The 18,175-nt window shown below is 73.5% G+C and carries 18 protein-coding genes; 17 read left to right on the forward strand and 1 reads right to left on the reverse strand.

The genetic code is table 11. The features are described 5' to 3' along the window. Positions 1 to 7 precede the first annotated feature (7 nt). From C1A33_RS27235 to C1A33_RS27315, 17 genes are all read left to right on the forward strand, one after another. Entirely contained in the window at positions 8 to 799 is a 792-nt protein-coding gene (locus C1A33_RS27235) for an SseB family protein (RefSeq protein WP_101834525.1), read from the forward strand. 380 nt (positions 800 to 1,179) lie between these two features. Then, entirely contained in the window at positions 1,180 to 1,767 is a 588-nt protein-coding gene (gene infC / locus C1A33_RS27240) for a translation initiation factor IF-3 (protein WP_101834548.1), read from the forward strand. Between the two features lie 102 nt (positions 1,768 to 1,869). Then, the gene (gene rpmI, locus C1A33_RS27245; RefSeq protein WP_101834527.1) at positions 1,870 to 2,064 is read left to right on the forward strand and encodes a 50S ribosomal protein L35; all 195 of its coding nucleotides are present in this window, start codon (positions 1,870 to 1,872) and stop codon (positions 2,062 to 2,064) included. Positions 2,065 to 2,106: 42 nt separating this feature from the next. After that, positions 2,107 to 2,502 carry a 50S ribosomal protein L20 gene (gene rplT / locus C1A33_RS27250; RefSeq protein WP_101834528.1) on the forward strand — a complete coding sequence of 132 codons (396 nt, stop codon included), beginning with the start codon at positions 2,107 to 2,109 and terminating at the stop codon, positions 2,500 to 2,502. A gap of 41 nt (positions 2,503 to 2,543) precedes the next feature. Further along, complete coding sequence (locus C1A33_RS27255; RefSeq protein ID WP_101834530.1) at positions 2,544 to 3,395, forward strand: TrmH family RNA methyltransferase; 852 nt, start codon at positions 2,544 to 2,546, stop codon at positions 3,393 to 3,395. Continuing rightward, a complete protein-coding gene (locus C1A33_RS27260; RefSeq protein ID WP_207770529.1) occupies positions 3,389 to 4,570 on the forward strand; it encodes a sensor histidine kinase in 1,182 nt (393 codons plus the stop codon). The genes C1A33_RS27255 and C1A33_RS27260 overlap by 7 nt, the downstream gene beginning before the upstream one ends. A 112-nt stretch (positions 4,571 to 4,682) precedes the next feature. Then, positions 4,683 to 5,786, forward strand: coding sequence for a phenylalanine--tRNA ligase subunit alpha (pheS, locus tag C1A33_RS27265; protein WP_101834553.1), 1,104 nt, complete (start codon positions 4,683 to 4,685; stop codon positions 5,784 to 5,786). Positions 5,787 to 5,790: 4 nt separating this feature from the next. Further along, a complete protein-coding gene (pheT, locus tag C1A33_RS27270; protein WP_101834531.1) occupies positions 5,791 to 8,298 on the forward strand; it encodes a phenylalanine--tRNA ligase subunit beta in 2,508 nt (835 codons plus the stop codon). A 93-nt stretch (positions 8,299 to 8,391) separates the two neighbouring features. Beyond that, on the forward strand, positions 8,392 to 9,420 hold the full coding sequence (argC, locus tag C1A33_RS27275; protein ID WP_101834533.1) for an N-acetyl-gamma-glutamyl-phosphate reductase: 1,029 nt from the start codon (positions 8,392 to 8,394) through the stop codon (positions 9,418 to 9,420). A 54-nt stretch (positions 9,421 to 9,474) separates the two neighbouring features. Next, positions 9,475 to 10,638: a bifunctional glutamate N-acetyltransferase/amino-acid acetyltransferase ArgJ gene (gene argJ, locus C1A33_RS27280; RefSeq protein WP_101834535.1), complete on the forward strand. Its 1,164-nt coding sequence runs from the start codon at positions 9,475 to 9,477 to the stop codon at positions 10,636 to 10,638. Then, positions 10,635 to 11,651, forward strand: coding sequence for an acetylglutamate kinase (argB, locus tag C1A33_RS27285; protein WP_243407998.1), 1,017 nt, complete (start codon positions 10,635 to 10,637; stop codon positions 11,649 to 11,651). The genes argJ and argB overlap by 4 nt, the downstream gene beginning before the upstream one ends. Continuing rightward, complete coding sequence (locus C1A33_RS27290; protein ID WP_101834537.1) at positions 11,648 to 12,859, forward strand: acetylornithine transaminase; 1,212 nt, start codon at positions 11,648 to 11,650, stop codon at positions 12,857 to 12,859. Before argB ends, C1A33_RS27290 begins: the two co-directional genes overlap by 4 nt. Continuing rightward, on the forward strand, positions 12,856 to 13,815 hold the full coding sequence (gene argF / locus C1A33_RS27295; protein ID WP_101834539.1) for an ornithine carbamoyltransferase: 960 nt from the start codon (positions 12,856 to 12,858) through the stop codon (positions 13,813 to 13,815). Before C1A33_RS27290 ends, argF begins: the two co-directional genes overlap by 4 nt. Continuing rightward, entirely contained in the window at positions 13,812 to 14,456 is a 645-nt protein-coding gene (gene argR, locus C1A33_RS27300) for an arginine repressor (protein WP_101834541.1), read from the forward strand. Before argF ends, argR begins: the two co-directional genes overlap by 4 nt. Before the next feature lie 19 nt (positions 14,457 to 14,475). After that, positions 14,476 to 15,678, forward strand: coding sequence for an argininosuccinate synthase (locus tag C1A33_RS27305; RefSeq protein ID WP_101834543.1), 1,203 nt, complete (start codon positions 14,476 to 14,478; stop codon positions 15,676 to 15,678). Further along, positions 15,675 to 17,129: an argininosuccinate lyase gene (gene argH / locus C1A33_RS27310; RefSeq protein ID WP_423748156.1), complete on the forward strand. Its 1,455-nt coding sequence runs from the start codon at positions 15,675 to 15,677 to the stop codon at positions 17,127 to 17,129. Before C1A33_RS27305 ends, argH begins: the two co-directional genes overlap by 4 nt. Continuing rightward, a complete protein-coding gene (locus tag C1A33_RS27315) occupies positions 17,114 to 17,734 on the forward strand; it encodes a DNA-3-methyladenine glycosylase (RefSeq protein ID WP_243407999.1) in 621 nt (206 codons plus the stop codon). The genes argH and C1A33_RS27315 overlap by 16 nt, the downstream gene beginning before the upstream one ends. Positions 17,735 to 17,825: 91 nt before the next feature. On the opposite strand, the gene C1A33_RS36000 is transcribed toward C1A33_RS27315, so the two are convergent. Next, positions 17,826 to 18,175: hypothetical protein (locus C1A33_RS36000; protein ID WP_207770530.1), on the reverse strand; the 350-nt coding region annotated here is incomplete at its 5' end.

Below are 18,175 nucleotides of genomic sequence, written 5' to 3' on the forward strand. Positions count from 1 at the left end.
GCGGTGAATGGCGCGCCATCTGCTGACTCCGGCCGGACAGGGCGACTCGGGCGGCGCGGACGACACACTTGCCCGGGTGCTCGCCGATGGTCATGCCGCCGGTCGGATGGACCCGGTCGCGCTCGGGGAGGCGCTGCGCCAGGCGCGGGTGTTCGTCGGCGTGGAAGCCCAGCCGACCTCCGTTGACGTCGCGACCGGCGCGGACAAGACCAGCGAGATGGCACTGATCACGCTGCGGACCGACGCGGGCGCCACCGCGCTGCCGATCTTCTCGAGTGTGGCGACACTCGCGGCCTGGCGTCCGGCAGCCCGTCCTGTCCCGGTCGCGGCACCGGATGCCTGGCAGGAGGCCACCCGCCTCGGCCTCGGCGCGCTCGTGATCGACGTCGCCGGTCCCTGTCCGGCCAGTCTGGATCTCGTGCCCGGCGGTGATGCCGAGGTCGGCGCACCGACGGCGGCGGACTTCGACGTCGCGGCGTTGCGCCGGCCCGGCCGGGACGACGGGCCGCTGGCACGGGCCGCGGTGCTCGCGGCGCTGCGGGCGGTCCCGGCCCGGGTCGAGGCGTGGCCGGCGGAACTGCCGGGGTGCGGGGAGGGGGATCCTCGGCCGGTGCTCGTGATCGCGGTCCACGGTGTGACGTCGGAGTCCGTCGCACGGCAGTTGTCCCGGTTGCTCGCTGGCGCGGAGGCCGTCGCGGTGCTCGCGGTGCGGCCGCAGGAGGCTCGGGCGGTGCGGCGGCGGCTGGGGCGGGGCGTGCGTGCGACACGGCGGCGAGGCTGGTCGCGGCCCGCGCCCTAGGCGGGGCGCGGCGGTGTGATCTTCCCGGCCGACCCCCGGCCTGGCACGTTGGGGCCGGGCCGCGAGCGGCGTGATCGTCGCGTGCGGCCGTCTGGTGCTACTCTTGGGCTCAGACCGAATGCCGGTCGGTTCCACCCATCCGAAGGTGCCGTCGTTTCGGCGGGCCCGGTAAGGGCACGGAGCCTGGCTGGCAGGACCAAGCGGGGGTTCGCCCTCCACCCGATGTCGCCGACGGCGCCGCCACCACGGGGAGCCGGAGAGCCGGGCCCGAGCACGGGCCTCGGCTGCGGGGGCCGGGTCGCCGGTCGGCCGAGCCGTTCCCACGGTTGTCGGCCGGGAGCCTGGTGATGCCAGGTTCGGTGCTCCGCTGCGGTGAGGTCATGCCCGCGCGTCGAGCAACGGAGGAACACATCAGCACAGAGTCCCGCATCAATGACCGGATCCGCGTCCCCGAGGTCCGCCTCGTCGGCGCGGAGGGCGAGCAGATCGGCATCGTCGCGATCGGTGAGGCCATGCGCATGGCGCAGGAGGCCGATCTCGACCTCGTGGAGGTCGCGCCGACCGCCCGTCCTCCGGTCTGCAAGCTGATGGACTTTGGAAAGTTCAAGTACGAGTCCGACCAGAAGCGTCGGGAAGCTCGGAAGAACCAGGTCCAGACCGTCATCAAGGAAATGAAGCTGCGGCCCAAGATCGACCCGCACGACTACGAGACCAAGAAGGGTCACGTCGTGCGGTTCCTGCGGGCCGGTGACAAGGTGAAGATCACCATCATGTTCCGTGGTCGGGAGCAGTCCCGGCCGGAGCTGGGGATCCGCCTGCTGCAGCGGCTGTCCGCTGACGTGGCCGACCTCGGCTACGTCGAGGCCCAGCCCAAGCAGGACGGCCGGAACATGACGATGGTGATGGCCCCGCACAAGGGCTCCAGCACCAAGCCGCAGCGTCTGCCGGAACCGGCTGGCCACGCCTAGAGCCGGCGCCCGGTGGAGTCCGCGCGCGGTGGGAGCATCCACCGCGGCGGACGTCGCCGCGCCCGTCGTTCGATCACCCACGTACACCGTCAGGATGTCGACATGCCCAAACAGAAGTCCCACAGCGGCGCGAACAAGCGCTTCTGGATCACAGGTTCCGGCAAGGTGATGCGGCGCCGTGCCAACCGCAACCACCTGCTCGAGCACAAGTCCAGCCGGCGCACCCGCCGGCTGGGTAACGAGGTGGCGCTGACGAAGGCCGACGAAGGTCGGATCAAGCGCCTTCTCGCCCGCTGAGCGCGCACCGCTGACCCACCAACGAAGGAGACAGGTGCCCTCATGGCACGCGTGAAGCGGGCGGTCAACGCCCAGAAGAAGCGCCGTACGGTCCTCGAGCAGGCCAGCGGCTACCGGGGCCAGCGCAGTCGGCTCTACCGCAAGGCCAAGGAGCAGATGCTCCACTCGATGACCTACTCCTACCGGGACCGCCGCGCGCGCAAGGGCGACTTCCGGCAGCTGTGGATCACCCGGATCAACGCCGCGGCGCGGGCCAACGGGATGACCTACAACCGCTTCGTGCAGGGCCTTCGGCTCTCCGGTGTCGAGGTGGACCGCAAGATCCTCGCCGACCTCGCGGTCAACGACGCCGCGGCCTTCACGGCGCTCGTCGAGGTCGCCCGGGCGGGCCTGGCGGCGGCTCCGGCGGCTTCGGTGGCGGAGCCGAGCGCGGCCTGAGCCCGCCGCGACGCCGATCCGTGTCCGCCGCTCGTCTCCCCATGGCCCCGGACCCGGGCGAAGGGGCCGTCGTCGGCGCGCGCTCGGCCCGGGTCGGTGCCGCGCGGCGGCTGCGGCGGCCCGCCGAGCGGCGGGAGCGGGGGCTCTTCCTCGTCGAGGGAGCGCAGGCGGTCGGCGCGGCCGTCGCAGCGGGCGCGGTGCTCGAGGTCTTCGCCGGGGTCGGCGCGGCGGCCCGGCACGGTGAGCTGCTCGCCGCCGCCGGGGCGCCGGTGCGTCTGGTGACCGACGAGGCCGCCGCAGCGCTGTCGGAGACCGTCACCCCGCAGGGTCTCGTGGCCGTCGCCGCCCTGCCGCACCACCGGCTCGCGGATCTGGTCGCCCCCCGCCTGGTGGCGGTGTGCGTGAGCGCGAACGATCCGGGCAACGCCGGCACGGTGATCCGCAGCGCGGACGCCGCTGGCGCGGACGCGGTGGTGTTCACCGGCGGCGGCGTCGACCCGTTCGGCGGCAAGTGTGTGCGTTCGTCCGCGGGCAGCCACTTCCACCTTCCGGTGATCGTCGAGCCCGATCTCGACGCGACGCTGGCGGGCCTGCGGGCACACGGGTGCCGCGTCGTGGCCACGGCGGGCACCGCCGAGCGTGACATCGAGCGTGCCGTGGCCGCCGGCGAGCTCGACGGTCCCACCGCGTGGCTGTTCGGCAACGAGGCCCACGGTCTCGACCCCACCGGACTGGCCGCCGCGGACGCGGCGCTTCGGGTACCGGTGTACGGTCAGGCCGAGTCCCTGAATCTTGCGGTTGCGTCCGCCCTGTGCCTGTACGCCTCGGCGCGGGCGCAGAGAACGGGTAGGTCCGGTACTGACGGCACCGGAGGAGGTGGTCGGCGGTGGTGAACACCGTCGCCTCGACATCCGAGCAGGTGGGCGGTCGCGCTGTCCTGTCCGTCACCGAGGATCCGGCATCAGGCGAGGCCATGACTGCTGACGACGAGTCCGCCCCCGGCTCGGGAATGCTCGACGGGCCGCTGCCCGCAGCCGCCTTCGACCTGCTGCCCGACGCCGTCGTCATCACCGACGCCGCCGGCACCGTCGAGGTCTTCAACCGGGCCGCCGCCCGTCTCGTGGGCCTGCACGCACCCGGAGCGATCGGCCGGCACCTCACCGAGGTGCTGCCGCTGCTCGACGAGCGGGGCAACGACTGGTGGGAGTGCTCCGCGCCCAGCCGCGCGCTGCCGCGGGTCGTCGGCCAGCCCGAGCGCCGGCTCACCTACGCCGCCCCCGACCAAGACCGGGACTTCCACGTCACGGTCCGTTTCACCCGGATCGCCGGCCGGCTCGCCCGGGTCTCCCTGTCGCTGCGCGACACGCTGAGCCGCGAGCGCCTCGAACGCAACCGGGCGGACCTCGTCGCGACCGTCGCCCATGAGCTGCGCTCGCCGCTGACCAGCGTGAAGGGCTTCACCGCCACCCTGCTCGCCAAGTGGGACCGGTTCACCGACGAGCAGAAGAAGCTCATGCTCAACACCGTCAACACCGACGCGGACCGGGTGACCCGCCTGCTCGCCGAGGTGCTCGACGTCTCCCGCATCGACTCCGGTCGCATCCAGGTCCGCAAGCAGGTCGTCGACCTCGCGGCCCGGGTGCACACGGTGGTCGACGGCAAGATCGCGTCCGGCGCGGCCGCTCCCGAGCGCTTCGTCGTCCGGGAGGATAGCGAGCTGCCGGAGATGTGGGTCGATCCGGACAAGATGGAGCAGGTGCTGCACAACCTCGTCGACAACGCGCTGCGCCACGGAGCGGGTACTGTGACGGTCGTGATGCGCGGTCGGGACGGTGGCACGGAGGTGAGCGTGGCCGACGAGGGCGAGGGTGTGCCCGAATCGAACGCCGCCCGGGTGTTCACCAAGTTCTGGCGCGGCGCCAGCCGGGGTAACGGCACCGGTCTCGGCCTCTACATCGCCAAGGCGCTCATCGAGGCGCACGGAGGCACGATCTCCGTCGGCCGGGCCGCGGGCGGCGGCGCCGAGTTCCGATTTTTCGTGCCCGCCGGTGGTCCGGTGTTCGGCTGAGGCCGAGCGTCACGACGAACACTGGCGGGCGCCTCGCGTTCTTTCTCGCCCGTGCCTGGTGTCACGCCGGCCGGGCGGTCCCGCCGAGCGAACCGATACGAGGATGAGCACCGTGTCCGCCCCTGGAGAGACTGTCGACCCGTCCCGGGTCCACGCCCTCGACCCCGACCAGCTCGCCGCGGCCGTCGCCGCGGCCCGGGAGTCGATCCGCGCCGCCAGCGACCTCGACGCGCTGGCCGCCGTCCGCACCGCCCACGTGCAGGGCGCCACCGCGCCGCTGGTGCTCGCCCGCCGTGAGCTGGGCGCCCTGCCCCGCGAGGAGCGCGCCGACGCCGGCCGGCGGCACAACGCCGCCCGCGCCGACGTCCAGGCCGCCTTCGACGCCCGCCTCGCCGAGCTCACCTCCGAGCGCGACGCCCGCGTGCTGCGCGAGGAGGTCGTGGACGTCACCCTGCCCGCCACCCGGCGCCCCCGCGGCGCCCGCCACCCGCTGACCACCCTGTCCGACCGGCTCGTCGACGTGTTCGTCGCGATGGGCTACGAGGTCGCCGAAGGGCCCGAGGTCGAGCACGACTGGTTCAACTTCGAGGCCCTCAACATGGCCCCCGACCACCCGGCCCGCAGCGAGCACGACACGCTGTACGTGGCGCCCACCGGGTCGGGCCGGCTGCTGCGCACCCACACGTCCCCGGTGCAGATCCGCTCGCTGCTGTCCCGTCCGCTGCCCGTCTACGTCGTGGCGCCGGGGCGGACGTACCGAAACGACACCATCGACGCCACCCACTCGCCCGTGTTCGGCCAGCTCGAGGGGCTCGCCGTCGACGAGGGCATCACCATGGCCGACCTGCGCGGCACCCTCGCCGTGTTCGCCGAGGCGCTGTTCGGCCAGGGCCTGTCGACGCGGCTGCGCCCGTCGTTCTTCCCGTTCACCGAGCCGTCCGCGGAGCTCGACGTGCAGTGCTTCGCCTGCCGCGGCGAGGCGGCCCGCCAGCCGTGCCGGGTCTGCTCCGACGAGGGCTGGATCGAGATCGGCGGCTGCGGCATGGTCGACCCGCACGTGCTGCGTGCCGTCGGGGTGGACCCGGTGCGCTACAGCGGCTTCGCCTTCGGGATGGGCCTGGAACGCGCCACGATGATCCGACACGACGTCCGGGAGATCCGCGACTTCGTCGACGGCGACGTCCGGTTCGGCCTCCCGTTCGGAATCGAGGACTGACGCCATGCTGATCGTGATGTCCTGGCTGCGGGAGTACGTGGAGGGCCTGCCGCCGACCCGGGCGGTCGCCGACGCGCTGATCCGCGCCGGTTTCGAGGTCGAGGGGCTGCGGGCCGTCGGCGCGGACGTGTCCGGCGTCGTCGTCGGCGAGGTCGTCGGGTTCGAGCTCGTCGAGACGAAGAAGAAGTCGGTGCGCTGGTGCCAGGTCCGTGTCGCCGAGCCGGCCAAGGGTGAGGATCCGGCCGGCGGCGTGCGCGGTGTCATCTGCGGGGCGCACAACTTCGCGGTGGGGGACCGGGTCGCCGTCGCGCTGCCGGGCGCGATGCTGCCCGGCGGGTTCGCCATCACCGCCCGCAGGACGTATGGCCATGTCAGCGATGGGATGATCTGCTCGGCCCGCGAGCTCGGCCTCGGCGAGGACCACGACGGCATCCTCGTGCTCCCGCCGCCGACCCCGCTCGGCGCCGACGTCACCGAGCTGCTCGACCTGGCCGACGAGGTGCTCGACATCGCCGTCACCCCCGACCGGGGCTACGCGCTGTCGGTGCGCGGCATCGCCCGGGAGGCGGCCACCGCCTTCGCCCTGCCCTTCCGTGACCCCGGCGACTCCGGCGGCGACGCATCCGGCGCCGGCGAGGCGTATCCGGTGGTCGTGGAGGACACGGCCGGCTGTGACCGGTACGTCGCCCGGGTGGTCACCGGCGTCGACCCGGCCGCGACGACCCCGTTGTCCTGGTCGCGGCGGCTGTCGCTGTCCGGGATGCGGTCGATCTCGGTGCCGGTCGACGTCACCAACGCCGTGCTGCTCGGCCTCGGCCAGCCGCTGCACGCCTTCGACCGGGCGAAGCTGACCGGCCCGATCGTCGTGCGCCGCGCCGTCGCGGGGGAGAAGCTGCGCACCCTCGACGACGTCGAACGCGTTCTCGACCCCGAGGATCTGGTCATCGCGGACGACTCCGGCCCGATCGCACTCGCCGGTGTGATGGGCGGTGCGGCCACCGAGATCTCCGCGGAGACGACCGACATCGTCCTCGAGTCGGCGCACTTCGACGCGATCAGCGTCGCCCGCACCGCGCGGCGCCACCGGCTGTCCTCCGAGGCGTCGCGGCGCTTCGAGCGCGGCGTCGACCCGGCGCTCGCGCCGGTGGCCGCGGCGGTGGCCGTCGACCTGCTCACCCAGCTAGCCGGCGCCCAGGCCGTGCCCGGCGTGACCGACGTCGACCACCGCGCCGCCACCGCGCCGGTGCCGCTGCCGCTGGATGAGGCCGAGCGGCTCGCCGGGCGGCCCTACCCGGCGGAGGTGATCCGCCGCCGGCTGGCGGACGTCGGCTGCGCGATCACCGAGGACGATGCCGGCCGTGGTGACGTGCTGGCGGTCGTCGCGCCGTCCTGGCGGCCGGATCTGACCCGTCCGGCCGACCTCGTCGAGGAGATCGTCCGGCTGGAGGGGTACGACACGATCCCGGTGACGCTGCCGCGGCTGCCGGCCGCCCGTGGCATCACCCCCGCGCAGCGGATGCGCCGCGCGGTGGGCCGGGCACTGGCGCACGCCGGCTTCGTCGAGGTGCTGACGCTGCCGTTCGTCGCGCAGGACGCCGCCGACATGCTCGGCCTCGCCGCCGACGACCCGCGCCGGGCCGCCGTGCGCGTCGCGAACCCGATCGCCGAGGACGCCGCCTACCTGCGGACCACGCTGCTGTCCGGGCTGATCGCCGCGGCGGTGCGCAACATCGGCCGCGGGCAGCAGGACCTGGCGCTGTTCGAGGCCGGCCTGGTCTTTCGCGAGCTGCCGGGCGGCCCGCCGGTCGCCCGCACCCCGCCGGTCGACCGCCGGCCCACCTCCGACGAGATCGCCGCGCTGGACGCGACGCTGCCCACGCAGCCTCGCCACGTCGCGGCGCTGCTCACCGGCCGGCGCGAACCGGGCGGCTGGGCGAGCGCCGCCCGCGCGGCGGACTGGGCGGACGCGGTGGACGCGGCGCATCTGGTCGCCGAGTCCCTCGGGCTGAGCCTCACCGTGACCGCCGGCGACACCATGCCATGGCACCCGGGCCGGTGCGCCGCGCTGTCCGTCGCCGGCCGCCGCGTCGGCCACGCCGGCGAACTGCATCCCCGGGTCCTCGGCGAGGTCGGCCTGCCCCCTCGCGCCGTCGCGATGGAGCTCGACCTCGACGCGCTCATCGACGCGGCGACCGCCGCGCCGCCGATCGCCGCCCCGACGATCTCGACCTACCCGCCGGCCGACCGGGACGTGGCGCTCGTCGTCCCGACCCGGGTGCCCGTCGCCGAGGTCACCGCGGCGCTGCGGGAGGGGGCGGGCGAGCTGTTGGAGTCCCTGGCGCTGTTCGACGTGTTCGAGGGCGCCCAGGTCGGCCCCGGCCAGCGGTCGCTCGCGTTCGGCCTGCGGCTGCGGGCCGCCGACCGCACGCTGACGGCCGCCGAGGCCAACGCGGCCCGCGACGCCGCCGTCGCCCGGGCCGCCGACCGCACCGGCGCCGCGCTGCGCGCCTAGCCGGCAGGGCGGGCGGCGCCGGCCACGTGCTGGCGCCGCCCGCCCTGCCAATTCCCGTTGCATGCTCATTCGGTGCCGTGTATAAGTTTCCATATGGGAGTGACGGCAGCGGTAGCGGGAGCGAGCGGGTACGGCGGCGGGGAGCTGCTGCGCCTGCTGCTCGGCCACCCGGAGATCGAGATCGGCGCGCTGGCGGCGAACACGTCCACCGGCCTGCCTGTGACGGACGTGCACCCGAACCTGCCCGACCTGGACGGCCGGGTCTTCACGGACGCGGAGTCGCTCGCCGCGAGCGAGGCGGACATCGTCTTCCTCGCGCTGCCGCACGGCCAGTCCGGCGCGGTCGCGGCCTCGCTCCCGCGCGGCACGCGGGTCGTGGACCTCGGCGCCGATCACCGGCTGGCCGATGCCGCGGCCTGGCAGCGCGCCTACGGTGGCGAGCATGCCGGCGTCTGGACGTACGGCCTGCCCGAGCTGCCCGGCGCCCGCCCGCTGATCGCCGCCAGCAGTCGCGTCGCGGCGCCGGGTTGCTACCCGACCGCCTCCTCACTCGCCCTCGCGCCGCTGCTGGCCGCCGGCCTGGTCGAGCCGCGGGATCTGTCCGTGGTCGCGGCCAGTGGCACGTCCGGCGCGGGCCGCTCGGCCAAGGTGAACCTGCTCGGCAGCGAGGTGATGGGCGACCTGACCGCCTACAAGGTCGGCACCCATCAGCATCGTCCGGAGATCGTCCAGACGCTGTCCGCGGTCGCCGGCACCGCGGTGAGCGTCTCCTTCACCCCCGTGCTCGCGCCGCTGCCCCGCGGCATTCTCGCCACCTGCTCCGGCCGGGCCGTTCCCGGCACGGACGCCGACGCCGTGTACGAGGCGCTACGGGCGGCCTACGCGGGCGAGCCCTTCGTCCGGGTCCTGCCGCCCGGGCGCTGGCCGCACGCCGCGGCCACCCTCGGGGGCAACGCCGTGCACGTCCAGGGCACCTACGACGCCGAGTCGGGCCGGGCGATCGTCGTGTCCGCCATCGACAACCTCGGCAAGGGCGCGGCCGGGCAGGCGTTGCAGTGCGCCAACCTCATGCTCGGCCTGCCCGAGGCCACGGGTCTCACCGCCCAGGGCATCTCGCCGTGAGCAGCCACCGCTGACCCTGTCCACCTCCACGATGTGCGCCTGGGAGGACCAACAGTGAGCGTCACCGCCCCACGGGGCTTCCGCGCCGCCGGAACGGCGGCCGGGCTCAAGCCGTCCGGCAACCCGGACGTCGCCCTCGTCGTCAACGACGGACCGGCCGACGCCGCCGCCGGCGTGTTCACGCGTAACCGCGTGCAGGCCGCCCCCGTGCTGTGGACCCGCCAGGCCCTCGCGGACGGTCGGCTGCGTGCCGTCGTACTCAACTCCGGCGGCGCGAACGCGTGCACCGGGCCGGCCGGCTTCGCTGACACCCACGCCACCGCCGAGCACGTGGCCTCGGCGCTGAGTATCGGCGCGGGAGACGTGGCGGTCTGCTCCACCGGGCTGATCGGCGTCCGGTTGCCGATGGACCTCCTGCTCCCCGGCGTCACCAAGGCTGTCGCGGGCCTGAGCACCGGCGCCGGCGGGGCCGAGGCCGCGGAAGCGATCCGGACGACCGACACCGTCGCGAAGACCGCGGTGCGCACCTCCACCGCGACACCGGGCGTCATCGTCGGCGCGATGGGCAAGGGCGCGGCGATGCTCGCGCCCTCCCTCGCCACCATGCTGGTGGTCGTCACCACCGACGCCGTCGCCGACGCCGCCACCCTCGACCGGGCGGTGCGGGAGGCATCGCGGGTCAGCTTCGAGCGCGTCGACTCCGACGGCTGCCTGTCCACGAACGACACCGTGCTGCTGCTCGCCTCCGGAGCCTCCGGGGTGGCACTACCCGAGGCCGAGCTCACCGACCTCGTCGCCGAGGTGTGCACCGATCTCGCCCAGCAGATGCTCGGCGACGCCGAGGGCTCCACCAAGACGATCGCGATCCAGGTCGTCGGCGCCGCGAGCGAGGCCGACGGGCTGGAGGTCGCCCGCTCCGTCGCCCGCAACAACCTGCTCAAGTGCGCGCTCTACGGCAACGACCCCAACTGGGGCCGGGTCCTCGCCGCGGTCGGTACGACCCAGGCCGCCTTCGAACCGGACGCCCTCGACGTCTCCATGAACGGTGTCCAGGTGTGCCGTGCCGGCGCTCCCGGCGAGGACCGCGATCTCGTCGACCTCTCCGCACGCCGGATCGACATCCTCATCGACCTGCACGTGGGCGGCGAGGAGGTCACTGTCTGGACCAATGACCTGACCGACGGCTATGTCCACGAGAACTCGGCGTATTCCACATGACCGACACCGCCCCCACTTCCGCCGACGCCGCGCCCGCGGCGCACCGCGGACCCGCGGCGACCGCGCGCGGGCACGCGGCGCTCGCCAAGACCCAGGTGCTCATCGAGGCGCTGCCGTGGCTGTCGCGGTTCCAGGGCGCCACCATCGTGGTCAAGTACGGCGGGAACGCGATGACCGAGCCGGCGCTGCGCGCGGCGTTCGCCGCCGACATCGTGTTCCTGCGCTACTCGGGCCTTCGGGTCGTCGTGGTGCACGGCGGCGGCCCGCAGATCACCGCGCACCTGGCCCGGCTCGGCGTCGAGTCGACCTTCGTCGGCGGCCTGCGGGTCACCACTCCGGAGACCATGGACGTCGTCCGCATGGTGCTGCTCGGACAGGTCAACCGGGACGTCGTCGGCCTCGTCAACGACCACGGCCCGTTCGCCGTCGGCCTGTCCGGCGAGGACGCGAACCTCTTCACCGCCCGCCGCCGTCCCGCGATCGTCGACGGCGAGGAGGTCGACGTCGGCCTGGTCGGCGACATCGTCGAGGTCCGCGCCGCAACGGTAGATGCCCTGCTCGACTCCGGTAAGGTGCCCGTCATCGCGTCGGTCGCCCGCGGGATCGACGGCGGCGTCTACAACGTCAATGCCGACACCGCGGCCGCTGAGCTCGCCGTCGCCCTCGGCGCGACCAAACTCGTCGTTCTCACCGACGTCGAAGGTCTGTACGCGGACTGGCCCGCCAGCGACGAGGTCCTCAGCGAGCTGAGCATCACGCAGCTCGAAGAGCTCCTGCCCACCCTCGCGTCCGGCATGATTCCCAAGATGGAGGCCTGCCGGCGGGCGGTGCGCGGGGGTGTCCCGCAGGCGCACGTGCTCGACGGCCGTGTCCCGCATGCCATCCTGCTGGAGATCTTCACCGACGACGGCATCGGCACGCTGATCACCCCCGATCACGAGCCGGAATGCCCCCCGACCATCCAGGCCCCGGATTTCCAGGCCCCGAGCTCCCGGATCGGAGAGCGGCCATGACCGACGACCTGCTCACCCGCCGCGACGCCGTCGTGATGGCGACCTACGGCCGGCCGGCGCTCACGCTGGTGCGCGGGCAGGGCACCCGGGTGTGGGACGACGGCGGCCGCGAGTACGTCGACCTGCTCGGCGGGATCGCGGTCAGCGTGCTCGGCCACGCCCACCCCGCCATCCGCGCCGCCGTGGTCGATCAGTTCGACACCCTCGGCCACGTGTCGAACCTGTACGCCAACGAGCCGCAGGTGCGGCTCGCCGAGCGGCTCGTCGAGCTGCTCGACGCCGATGCGAAGGTCTTCTTCGCGAACTCGGGGGCCGAGGCCAACGAAGCCGCGATGAAGATCGCGCGTCGGACCGGTCGGCCGGAGATCATCGCGGCGGAGGGGGCCTTCCACGGCCGCACGCTCGGCGCGCTGTCCATCACGGGCCAGCCGGCCAAGCGGGCGCCGTTCGAGCCGCTGCTGCCCGGCGTGCGGTTCGTGCCCTACGGCGACGCCGCCGCGCTGCGGGCCGCCATCAGCGAGCGCACCGCCGCCGTCTTCCTCGAGCCGACGCTCGGTGAGGCCGGGGTCGTGCCGCCGCCCGCCGGTTACCTCGAGCAGGCGCGGGCCGCCTGTGACGCGGCCGGCGCGCTGCTCGTCTTCGACGAGGTGCAGAGCGGCATCGGCCGGACCGGCTCCTGGTTCGCCCACCAGGCTCTCGGGGTGCTCCCGGACGTCATCACCCTCGCGAAGGGGCTTGGCGGCGGCCTGCCGATCGGTGCCTGCATCGGCATCGGCGCCGCGGCCGACCTGCTGCGCCCGGGCGATCACGGCAGCACCTTCGGCGGCGGTCCCATCGTCTGCGCCGCGGCCCTCGCGGTGCTCGACACGATCGCCGCCGACGGCCTGCTCGACCACGCGACGCGCCTCGGTGACAGGCTCGCCGCCGGCGTACTCGCCGCCGCGATCCCCGGCGTCCTCGGCGTGCGCGGGCGCGGCCTGTGGCGGGCGATCACTCTCGACGGCCCGTTCGCCGCGGCGGTCGAGGCCGCCGCCCGCGACGCCGGCTACCTGGTGAACGCCGTGGCTCCGGACGCCGTCCGGCTCGCCCCGCCGCTGATCCTCACCGACGACGAGGTGGGGGACTTCCTCGCCGCGCTGCCGGCCGTCGTCGCGGCCGCGCGCGGAGTGGAAGCGTCCTCGGGGCAAGGCTCTAAGGTCAGCGCATGACGGCCCGACACTTCCTGCTCGACACCGACCTGACCTCCGCGGAACAGGCCGCCGTACTCGACCTCGCCGATGCGCTCAAGGCTCGACGCCGCGCCCCGGACCCGGCCGACCGGGCGCTGGCCGGCCGCTCGGTGGCGCTGCTGTTCGAGAAGCCCTCGACGCGCACCCGGCTGTCGTTCGACGTCGGCGTCGCCGAGCTCGGCGGCCACCCCGTCGTCATCGACGCGGCCAGCACCCAGCTCGGCCGCGGCGAGACGATCGAGGACACCGCGGCCGTGCTCAGCCGGTACGTCGACGCGATCGTCGTGCGGACCTTCGCACAGGATCGCCTGGAGCGGCTGGCCGCCGCAGCCAGCGTCCCGGTCGTCAACGCGCTGTCCGACCACGCCCACCCGTGCCAGGCCCTCGCCGACCTGCAGACGATCCGGGAACGTCGCGGCCACCTCACCGGGCTGACCCTGACCTACCTCGGCGACGGCAACAACGTGGCCCACTCGCTGCTGCTCGCCGGTGCGCTGGCCGGCATGCGGGTGCATGTGGCCTCCCCGCCCGGCTACGAGCCGTTCGAGCAGGTCGTTCGGCACGCCAACGAGATCGGTGCGGCCACCGGCGGCGAGGCGCTGGTCATGCACGACGCGCTGGAGGCCGCCGCCGGCGCCGACGTGCTCTACACCGACGTCTGGGCCTCGATGGGGCAGGAGGGCGAGTCCGACAGCCGCTCCCTGGTGTTCCAGCCCTACCGGCTTGACGAGAAGGTCGTCGAGGCTGCCCGGCCGGACGTACTGGTCATGCACTGCCTGCCGGCGCACCGGGAGCTGGAGATCTCCTCCGCAGTGATCGACGGGCCGCACTCGGTCGTGTTCGACCAGGCCGAGAACCGGCTGCACGCGCAGAAGGCCCTGCTCTCGACGCTCTTCGCGGAGGGCGCGGTCAGCGGGGGAGGCGCGTCGCGATGACGGCGGACGCGGGCGTGCGGAGCTCCGCGCCCCTGACCAAGCACGCCCGTCAGGCCAGACTGGCGGCGCTGATCGGTCAGCGGCCAGTGCGCTCCCAGTCCGAACTCGCCCGCCTGCTCGCCGCGGAAGGCGTGCAGGTCACCCAGGCCACCCTGTCCCGTGACCTGGAGGACATCGGCGCGACGAAGGTGCGCGGCCCGGGCGGCGCGCTCGTCTACGCCGTCGACGTCAACCTCGCGCCGGCCGAGACCGTCCGGCTGCCCCTGACCCGGCTGTGCGAGGAGCTGCTGGTCTCCGCGGAGGCCAACGGCGACCTCGTCGTCCTGCGCACCCCGCCCGGCGCCGCGCAGCTGTTCGCCTCCGCGCTCGACCGCGAGGTGCTGCCGGCGGTGATGGGCACGATCGCCGGCGACGACACGGTGCTGGTGGTCTGCCGGGCGGTCACCGCCATCCCCGACGGGGGTGGGATCCCCGGACCCGGCCGGCCCGGCGAGGACGATGGCCGCAGCCGTCGGCCGGCGGCCGGCGTCGTCCCGATGGGTGGTCCGGCCCTGGCCCGCCACCTGCTGTGGCTGGCGGAGGGACGAGCGCGAGCCGTGCCCGGCACCGCCGACGACGACCCAACTCGAAATCCGACATAGACCATAAGGAGTAAGTCCTGTGACCGAACGCGTCGTGCTTGCCTACTCGGGCGGCCTCGACACGTCCGTGGCCATCGGCTGGATCGGCGCCGAGACCGGTGCCGAGGTCGTCGCGCTCGCGGTCGATGTCGGCCAGGGCGGCGAGGACCTTGAGGCCATCCGGGCGCGCGCCCTCACCTGCGGTGCCGTCGAGTCGATCGTGGTCGACGCGCGGGCCGAGTTCGCCGAGTCGTTCGTCGCCCCGGCCATCCGCGCCAACGCGCTCTACATGGACCGCTATCCCCTGATCTCGTCGCTGTCGCGGCCGATCATCGTCAAGCACCTGGTCGAGGCCGCCCGCGAGCACGGCGCCGACGCGATCGCCCACGGTTGCACCGGCAAGGGCAACGACCAGGTGCGCTTCGAGGTCGGCGTGTCGGCGCTGGCACCCGGGCTGACGGTGCTCGCCCCGGTGCGCGACTCGGGCATGACCCGCGACAAGGCCATCGCCTTCGCGGAGGAGCGCGGGCTGCCCATCGACGTCTCGAAGCGGTCGCCCTACTCCATCGACCAGAACCTGTGGGGCCGCACCGCCGAGTGCGGCATCCTCGAGGACCCGTGGGCGCAGCCGCCGGAGGACGTCTTCGTCTACTCCGCCGACCCCACGGTCGCCCGGACTCCCGATGAGGTGACCATCTCGTTCACCGACGGCATCCCGACCGCCCTGGACGGCCGCTCCCTGCCGCTGGCCGAGCTCGTCGCCGAGTTGAACGCCCGTGCGGGCGCGCACGGCGTCGGCCGCATCGACATGATCGAGGACCGGCTGGTCGGCATCAAGAGCCGGGAGATCTACGAGTGCCCGGCGGCCATCACCCTGCTGACCGCCCACCGCGACCTCGAGGACCTCACCCTCGAGCGGGACGTCGCCCGGTTCAAGCGCGGCATCGACCAGCGCTGGGGCGAGATCGTCTACGACGGGCTGTGGTACTCCCCACTCAAGGCCGCGCTCGACGCGTTCGTCGACACGGCGAGCGTCGGCGTGTCGGGCGACGTGCGGCTGCGGCTCGCCGGCGGTGTCGCGCAGGTCGTCGGCCGGCGCAGCCCCGCCAGCCTCTATGACCACGCGTTGGCCACGTACGACGCCGGCGACCAGTTCGACCAGAGCGACGCGCGCGGCTTCATCGAGCTGTGGGGTCTGCCGACCAAGGTCTGGGCGGCCCGCGAGCAGCGGCTGAACCCGTGACCTCGACGGATCACACCGACGACGCCGCGCTGGACACGCCCGCGGGCGGGCCGCCGATGCGGCTGTGGGGCGGCCGGTTCGCCGGCGGCCCCGCGGAGGCGCTCGCCCGGCTGTCGGTGAGCGTGCAGTTCGACTGGCGTCTCGCGCCGTACGACCTGCTCGCCTCGAAGTCGCACGCCCGCGTGTTGCACCGGGCCGGACTGCTCGACGACACCGAGCTCGCCGCGATGCTCACCGCACTCGACGATCTGGCGGACGCGGTCGCACGCGGCGGATTCCGCCCCACCGTCGAGGACGAGGACGTCCACACCGCCCTGGAACGCGGCCTGCTGGAGCGGCTCGGAACGCTCGGCGGGAAGCTGCGCGCCGGCCGCAGCCGCAACGATCAGGTCGCCACCGACCTGCGGCTCTACCTGCGTGACCATGCCCGCCAGGTGGCCGCACGGCTGACCGAGCTGTCCCAGGCGCTCGTCACCCTGGCCGAGCAGCACGTCGAGACCCCCGCGCCGGGCATGACCCACCTGCAGCACGCGCAGCCGATCTCGTTCGCGCACCAGCTCCTCGCGCACGTCCACGCGTTCGTCCGCGACACTGACCGGCTGCGGGACTGGGACGCGCGGGCAGCGGTGAGCGCGCTGGGAGCGGGGGCGCTGGCCGGGTCCTCGCTGCCACTGGATCCGCAGGGTGTCGCCGCGGAGCTGGGATTCGACCGGGCGTTCGAGAACTCCCTGGACGCCGTGTCCGACCGGGACTTCGCCGCGGAGTTCCTGTTCGCGGCCGCGCTCATCGGGGTGCACCTGTCCCGGCTGGGCGAGGAGATCGTGCTGTGGACGACCCGCGAGTTCGGTTGGGTCGAGCTTGACGACGCCTTCGCGACCGGCAGCTCGATCATGCCGCAGAAGAAGAACCCCGACGTCGCCGAACTCGCCCGGGGCAAGTCGGGCCGGCTCATCGGTGGGCTGACCGGCTTCCTCGCCACCCTCAAGGGCCTGCCCCTCGCCTACGACCGGGACCTGCAGGAGGACAAGGAGCCCGTCTTCGACGCGGTCGACACGCTGCTGCTGGTGCTGCCGGCGCTGACGGGCACGATCGCGACGATGCGGGTCCGTCGGGAGCGCCTGGCCGCGGCCGCTCCCGACGGCTTCGCGTTGGCGACCGACGTCGCCGAGTACCTGGTGCGCAGCGGTGTGCCGTTCCGCCAGGCGCACGAGGCCGTCGGCCAGCTGGTCTCCTGGTGCGTCGCCCACGACGTCGACCTCGACGAGGTCAGCGACGACGACCTCGCCGTGATCAATCCGCTGTTGACCGCCGACGTCCGCGGTGTGCTGTCCGTGCCCGGGGCGCTGCGAGCCCGCAGCGCGCCCGGCGGGACGGCGCCCGACCGCGTCCGCGAGCAGCTCGACGCGCTGCGTCCCGTCCTTGACCGGGATCGTCGGTGGGCTGTGGGCTGAACGCTCCGGCGCCCTACCCGGCGGAGTTCTACGACCGGCCCGTGCTGGCCGTCGCGCCCGAGCTGCTCGGCGCGACGGTCTGGCACGGGCCGGTCGCCGTTCGGATCACCGAGGTCGAGGCGTACGGCGGACTCGACGATCCCGCCTCGCACGCCTTTCGCGGGGCCACGCCCCGCGCCGCGGTGATGTTCGGTCCGCCGGGGCGGGCCTACGTCTATCTCAGCTACGGCGTCCACTGGTGCCTGAACATCGTCTGCGGCCCGGTGGACCAGGCCGCGGCGGTACTCGTGCGGTCCGGAGAGGTCACCACGGGAATCGCCGCTGTCCGGGCCCGCTGGCCGCATCTCGCGGACCGGGACCTCGCCCGAGGACCTGGCCGCCTCGGCCGGGTCCTCGGCGTCGGCGGCGAGCTCACGGGCACCGCCGTCACGGGTGGCGGCGCTCTCGACGTGGCGGGACCATCGCCGGTGTCCGAGCCGCGCTCGGCCATCCGCAGGGGGCCCAGAGTGGGGATCAACGCGGCGGCCGACCGGCCATGGCGGTTCTGGCTCGACGGGGAGCCGACAGTCAGCGGGCCGGGCCGTCGGCGCAGGCCGCCGGGATGAGGCGCCTTGCCGGGAACACAGGGGCGGATCGAGGCAGAAGCCTCGCGGTTCGGGTCGCCCTGCCTTGCCCCAGACCGTTAAGCTTCCCATATCAGAACATCACATCGAACCTCATCCCAGAAGCTGTGATATAGATCACACATCTGGGAGGGGGATTGATTTGACGCCTGCCGTCATCCACCCGTAATGTTCTCTCTGTCAGCGCGACACGGAAGCCGCCGGACACGGCGGAAGCCCAGCGCAGACGGAACCCCTCTTCGGAGGGGTTCGGGACAGCGAGTGCACGGCGGCCCCGTTCTGGGCGTACTGACGAGCACCGCTCTTCAAACTTCGCAAGTCGTACCAAAATCGCATGAGTCGGATTCCCTCTGGGTTTCTGCTCAGAAGCGCCTGCTCCTTGAGAACTCAACAGCGTGCCGATTGTCAGTGCCAAATATGTTT

The organism is Frankia canadensis (assembly GCF_900197875.1).
Taxonomy (GTDB): domain Bacteria; phylum Actinomycetota; class Actinomycetes; order Frankiales; family Frankiaceae; genus Frankia; species Frankia canadensis.

Excerpts from the sequence above, each read along its gene's own strand:
- C1A33_RS27235 (WP_101834525.1), top strand. The coding sequence starts at position 8 with ATGGCGCGCCATCTGCTGACTCCGGCCGGACAGGGCGACTCGGGCGGC.
- infC (WP_101834548.1), top strand. The coding sequence starts at position 1,180 with ATGCCCGCGCGTCGAGCAACGGAGGAACACATCAGCACAGAGTCCCGC.
- rpmI (WP_101834527.1), top strand. The coding sequence starts at position 1,870 with ATGCCCAAACAGAAGTCCCACAGCGGCGCGAACAAGCGCTTCTGGATC.
- rplT (WP_101834528.1), top strand. The coding sequence starts at position 2,107 with ATGGCACGCGTGAAGCGGGCGGTCAACGCCCAGAAGAAGCGCCGTACG.
- C1A33_RS27255 (WP_101834530.1), top strand. The coding sequence starts at position 2,544 with ATGGCCCCGGACCCGGGCGAAGGGGCCGTCGTCGGCGCGCGCTCGGCC.
- pheT (WP_101834531.1), top strand. The coding sequence starts at position 5,791 with ATGCTGATCGTGATGTCCTGGCTGCGGGAGTACGTGGAGGGCCTGCCG.
- argC (WP_101834533.1), top strand. The coding sequence starts at position 8,392 with ATGGGAGTGACGGCAGCGGTAGCGGGAGCGAGCGGGTACGGCGGCGGG.
- argB (WP_243407998.1), top strand. The coding sequence starts at position 10,635 with ATGACCGACACCGCCCCCACTTCCGCCGACGCCGCGCCCGCGGCGCAC.
- C1A33_RS27290 (WP_101834537.1), top strand. The coding sequence starts at position 11,648 with ATGACCGACGACCTGCTCACCCGCCGCGACGCCGTCGTGATGGCGACC.
- argF (WP_101834539.1), top strand. The coding sequence starts at position 12,856 with ATGACGGCCCGACACTTCCTGCTCGACACCGACCTGACCTCCGCGGAA.
- argR (WP_101834541.1), top strand. The coding sequence starts at position 13,812 with ATGACGGCGGACGCGGGCGTGCGGAGCTCCGCGCCCCTGACCAAGCAC.